The following is a 4,967-nucleotide window of genomic DNA, read 5'->3' on the forward strand; positions in this document are numbered from 1 at the left end:
CCGTGGTGCGTTTGCCCAGCCGCAACTGCCATGACCAGCCATTCCAAAATGCTTCAGCATCTTAGCCGGCCCCGGCCTTGCCCCCAGGGACAAGCCATGGACATGGCGAGGGGTTGTAGCCGGGAAGCAGCTTCAGGATCCGCCACCGCCATCCCGGCGCCCACCACGGCCACCGCCTCCCCCCGCTGAAGCACGGCGAACCGCCGCCATGGGGGGCGCCGGGCCGGAACCGTGGAGCCGCAGTTGGGTGGTGCGACCGTTCACAGGGGGATTCAGGTGGCCGGTGGGGATGGGCAACGGGCAAGAGGACGCCCGCCGCCTTCATGGATAAGGATTGTGTACAGTGGCCAACCGACTCGTTCTGGAAGCGGTGACCTTTGAAGCCTTGGATCAGCAGGAGGAAGTGACATGAAGCCGAGGATTTCTGAACCGGCCTTCAATGTTGCGTTGGGTAACATCATGGGGACGAAGCATCCGCGCTGGCGCGACCGCATCGGGATCGAGCAGACAGGCGTATTGCGGGAAGGCGCCGGGCTCAAACCGGACATCGTTATCCGTCATCCCGGCGGCCTCCCGGTGGTGATAGAAACCGAATACAGCCCGGCGCGCACAGTGGAAAGCGATGCCCGCGCCCGGTTGGGCAAGATGCTGCAAGGTGATGGACGGCCTATTGAACAGTCCATCGCCCTCCGCATACCCAACAATCTGGCGGCAGGAAACCAGCAGGACCTGGAGCAGTCCATCAATGACGCCTCACTTGAGTTCTGCGTCTTTTCCGGGAACCCCAAACATCCGGCTCGTTGGCCAGAACACGGTTGGATTCAGGGTGGAATCGACGATTTGGCTGCCTGTATTGAGCTGGCGGCGTTGTCGGAAGACCGGATTGCCGAGGGACTTGAAATACTGGAGCTCAAAATCTCTCAGGCTGCCAACCTGTTACGTGATCACTGCGCTGAGAGACCTGCACAACTTGAATTAATCGCAAGTAAGTTACACCAGGAAGATGGGATTCAAACAACGAGGATGGCCATGGCCATTATCGCAAACGCACTGATCTTCCAGACGGCAATTGCTGGCACTGGCAATAAGGATCGGTCTTTCGTTATAAAGATACTCGATGACCTGCGCGGCAAAACCGGACGAATCCCTAAAATTAATGTGATGCGGCACTGGTACAGCATCCTTGACGAGATCAACTACTGGCCAATTTTCAAGATCGCGTCCAATCTCCTTGCATCTGTTCCCGATAGAGTAGCGCAAATGATCCTTGAGCGAATGTTGGAACTGTCTTCGGAATTAGCAGAGCTTGGCACGACAAGCCAGCACGATCTCAGTGGACGCATGTTCCAACGCCTGATTTCTGATCGGAAGTTCTTGGCCACATTCTACACACTACCCAGTTCTGCTGCGTTGCTTGCGGAGCTTGCTGTTGCACGCCTCGATACCGATTGGTCGGATAAGGAGGCAGTGAAGGCGCTGCGAATTGCCGACTTCGCCTGCGGCACGGGGGCACTGCTCAATGCAGCTTATCAGGTCGTTCTCTCCCGTTACAGACGTCATTCCGGGGACGATAGAGAACTCCATGCCGCCATGATGGAGGCAACGCTTGTCGGCTCCGATATTATGCCAGCGGCAACGCACCTTACGGCCTCGGTGCTGTCCAGCGTCCATCCTGAAGTGCCGTTTGCCAGTACCTCGATTATCACGCTGCCTTATGGAGAACAACCTGCCCATACGGGCCAACCCACGGCCTTGGGGGCTCTGGATCTGATCGGAGAGGAAACCACCATACCCCTCTTTGGCACAGGTCAGGAAAGACTGAGCGGCAGCGCCAGCGGCAATGACCGACGCATCGATATTCCCCACGGCGGCTTTGATCTTGTCATCATGAATCCCCCTTTTACGAGACCGACAAACCACGAAGTGGCCAATGTTCCCGTGCCGTCTTTCGCCGGCTTCGCAACACAGGAGGATGAGCAGAGGGCAATGTCCCGTAAGCTGCAACGGATCCGCAAGCCGGGAATGGCGGGTCACGGTAATGCCGGTCTTGCGTCGAATTTCATGGATATTGCCCATGCCAAGCTGAAGAGTGACGGCGGGGTGCTGGCGCTGGTGCTCCCGGCCTCCTTTCTGCAAGGAGCTTCCTGGGCAGGCGCCCGGCGAATGCTTGAGGAGCACTACAGGGACGTTGCCATCATCAGCATTGCGGCCACGGGCTCAACGAATTGCGCCTTTTCCGCCGATACCGGCATGGCAGAAGTGTTGATCGTTGCCAGCCGCAAGGATGACGATGATAAAGATAAGAACGAACCAGGGGACAGGAACGTCATGTTTGTTAATCTTTTTCACCGGCCCCGGTCGATCCTTGAGGCCGTTACTACTGCCTGGACCGTGGGTCGATTATCTTCTGCCGGGGAACGATTCGGCCCAGTTTCTGTGGGAACGGGACATCGGCTGGGCCATTATATCCGGGGCACGTTTGCCGAGATGGGAAGCGCCGGCGTGCGTTCCCTGGAAACAACGGAAGCGGCAGCAGGGTTGACGCAAGGAGAACTGTGGCTTTCCCGTCGTGCAGAACCCTTGTTCATCCCCGTCTGCAGGCTTGGCGACCTTGGACGGAGGGGGCTTCTTCACCGGGATATCAACGGCACGACAGCGGGGATTGCTCGCGGACCGTTCGATATTGTGGCGCTTCGCCCCGGCAGTGTACCCACCTACCCGGCGCTGTGGTGGCACGAGGCCCAGCGGGAAACCCGGTTGGTCGTTGCTCCGGACAGCATGGCCGAGGTAAGGCCCGGGAGCAGACAACAGGCAGTTGCAGCATGGCGGAATACATCGTCACGGCTCCACTTCACCCTCGACTTCCGCATCAACTCCCAGCCCCTGGCGGCCTGTATGACGTCGGAGCCGTCCATAGGCGGGCGGGCATGGGCAAACTTCCTCTGCCAGGAAGAGCCCTGGGAAATCCCCCTCGTCCTGTGGGCCAATACGACGCTGGGGCTCATGGCCTTCTGGTGGATTGGCACACGTCAGCACCAAGGGAGAGCAAGATTGACGATCTCGAGGCTTCCGGCCCTGCCGGTTCTCGATACACGGCGGCTCTCGGATGGGCAACTGGAACGGGCCAGGACCATATTCGACGCCTTCAGGAATCGGGAACTGCTGCCGGCGAACGAGGCCTGGAGAGACGACGTTCGCCAGGCGCTTGACCGGGCCGTGTTGATGGACCTGCTGGGGCTGCCGGAGGACATGATGGAGTCCCTGGACCTGCTACGGCTTCAGTGGTGCGCAGAGCCGTCCGTCCACGGCGGCAAGGAAACCGCCCCCGTTTGAGGGCTGGTTCAAAGCCCCTCAGGAGCCTTCCAACAGGGGTGCAATCAAGGCGTCCACGTCGATCTGTCGCGGGTCGCCGGCCTGGGGATCCGGAGCCAGGCTGTGGGCGGGCAGCAGGCTGAGCACCTGGGGTGGGGTGGCGTCGGCGGGATAGACGAGCCGCACCACCACGGTGCGCTCCTCACCCGGGGCCAGAGTGACGACGCCCAGCAACGGCCCCGGTTGCCCACGGCGCTGCACCAGATGGAACACCCGTTCCCCTGGGGGACCATCCAGCCCCTGCACCGCCACCGGACCGCGAAATCGCACCGGCGTATTGGGGGAGGGGGTCACCAGGGACACCACACCGGCCGGGGGCTCCCGCTCCTGGGGACTTTCCAGGGCCAGTTCCAGGGTTACCGATTCCAGGGTATCGTTCAGCAGGGGCAGGGTGAGGTGGTACTCAACTCCGTAGTTGCCATGGGCCGCCCAGGCGGTGCCGGGGTAGAATGCCGCCAGTGGGGCAGTCTGCACCTGGCCTGTGGTCATGGCGCCCCCCACCAGGGCGCTGATGGGCCAGCCCACGGGAACGGACCGCACCGAGAGCACATCCCGACCCGGATCCGTCAAACGGGCCTGCCAGCGGCCACCCCGTTGCACCCCGCTGACCCGGGAATAGACAATGCCGCCCTGGTGGCCGGGGGGTGTGGGCTGATGCCCCTTGGGGCTGAGGGGACCATCCAACAGCCCCACCAGGGTGGAGAGATCAGGGGGTTCATCCTGGAGCGATGCCACCATGGCCAGGGCCACCGGGCCGGAACTGTGGAGCCGCAGTTGGGTGGTGCGGCCGTTCACCGGGGGATCCAGGTGGGTGGTGGGAATGGGCAGCAGCAGCAGGGCCTGGGTGCTGTGGGGCGGTAGGCGCCAACTTGGGGGCAGGCCGGGGGCGTCGTCCCGCCGCAGCAGGGCGCCCGCCACCCGGGAGCCGGGGCCGGCATAGATGGCCCCCCGTCCCCCCAAACCGCGGCGCAAAGGCTCCTGGTCCAGCCGTGCCGCCGCCACCCTGGACAGGGGCGCCCGGGGGACGTTGGCCATGGTCTCGTCCGCGGCGGCCAGGTTTTCTTCCAGGATGCTGGGCAGGGGCAGAAACGGGGCATCGGGTTGGCTCAGGGCCGTGGCCCCCTGCTGTGCCGTGATGGTGACGGGCCGGTCTGCGGCATTGCCCGCCAGTAACGCCAGCCAGGCGGTGGGGGCGCCGTGGGCCGGGGGGGCATAGACATGGTGGCTGAACACCGTGAAGTTGCCCAGGAACCGCTGATCCAGATGGGCCTCCGGATGGGCTCGACCGACGGGAGAAAAGGTGGAGAGCAGGATGCCGCTGGCCTTGACGGACTCCGGGTTGTTGTCGTTGAAGACCAGGGTTTGATCCAACCGGCCGGGGAGGGGCCGCAGGGCCTGGAACCGCTGGGTGCTCTGTGCCTGGGCCGGCGCCGTCACGGCGGTGGGGGCGGCCGCCATGACCAACGCCGCCAGGACGCTGCAGAGGCCCTGGGCCGTCACGGACTGCCAAGGATGCCGACCCATGGGTTACGGGGTGTTGGCGGATCCGGCCGGCGCCGCTGGTTGGGGTCCGTCCCTCAGCACCGTGGCGGCCG

3 protein-coding genes are annotated in these 4,967 nt (G+C 63.1%); 1 reads left to right on the forward strand and 2 read right to left on the reverse strand.

Going from position 1 to position 4,967, the window contains the following annotated elements; all coding sequences use genetic code 11:
• Window positions 1-132: 132 nt before the first annotated feature.
• Window positions 133-297 carry a hypothetical protein gene (locus BG35_RS13090; RefSeq protein WP_161632557.1) on the reverse strand — a complete coding sequence of 55 codons (165 nt, stop codon included), beginning with the start codon at window positions 295-297 and terminating at the stop codon, window positions 133-135.
• 162 nt (window positions 298-459) lie between these two features.
• On the opposite strand from BG35_RS13090, the gene BG35_RS0106420 reads away from it, so the two are divergent.
• Window positions 460-3,333 carry a DNA methyltransferase family protein gene (locus BG35_RS0106420; RefSeq protein WP_152535201.1) on the forward strand — a complete coding sequence of 958 codons (2,874 nt, stop codon included), beginning with the start codon at window positions 460-462 and terminating at the stop codon, window positions 3,331-3,333.
• Window positions 3,334-3,351: 18 nt separating this feature from the next.
• Here BG35_RS0106420 and BG35_RS13825 read toward each other — a convergent pair whose 3' ends face one another.
• On the reverse strand, window positions 3,352-4,830 hold the full coding sequence (locus BG35_RS13825; protein ID WP_071994806.1) for a DUF3370 domain-containing protein: 1,479 nt from the start codon (window positions 4,828-4,830) through the stop codon (window positions 3,352-3,354).
• Between the last annotated feature and the right edge of the window lie 137 nt (window positions 4,831-4,967).

This window comes from Candidatus Synechococcus spongiarum SH4, assembly GCF_000586015.1.
Lineage (GTDB): Bacteria > Cyanobacteriota > Cyanobacteriia > PCC-6307 > Cyanobiaceae > Synechococcus_B > Synechococcus_B spongiarum_F.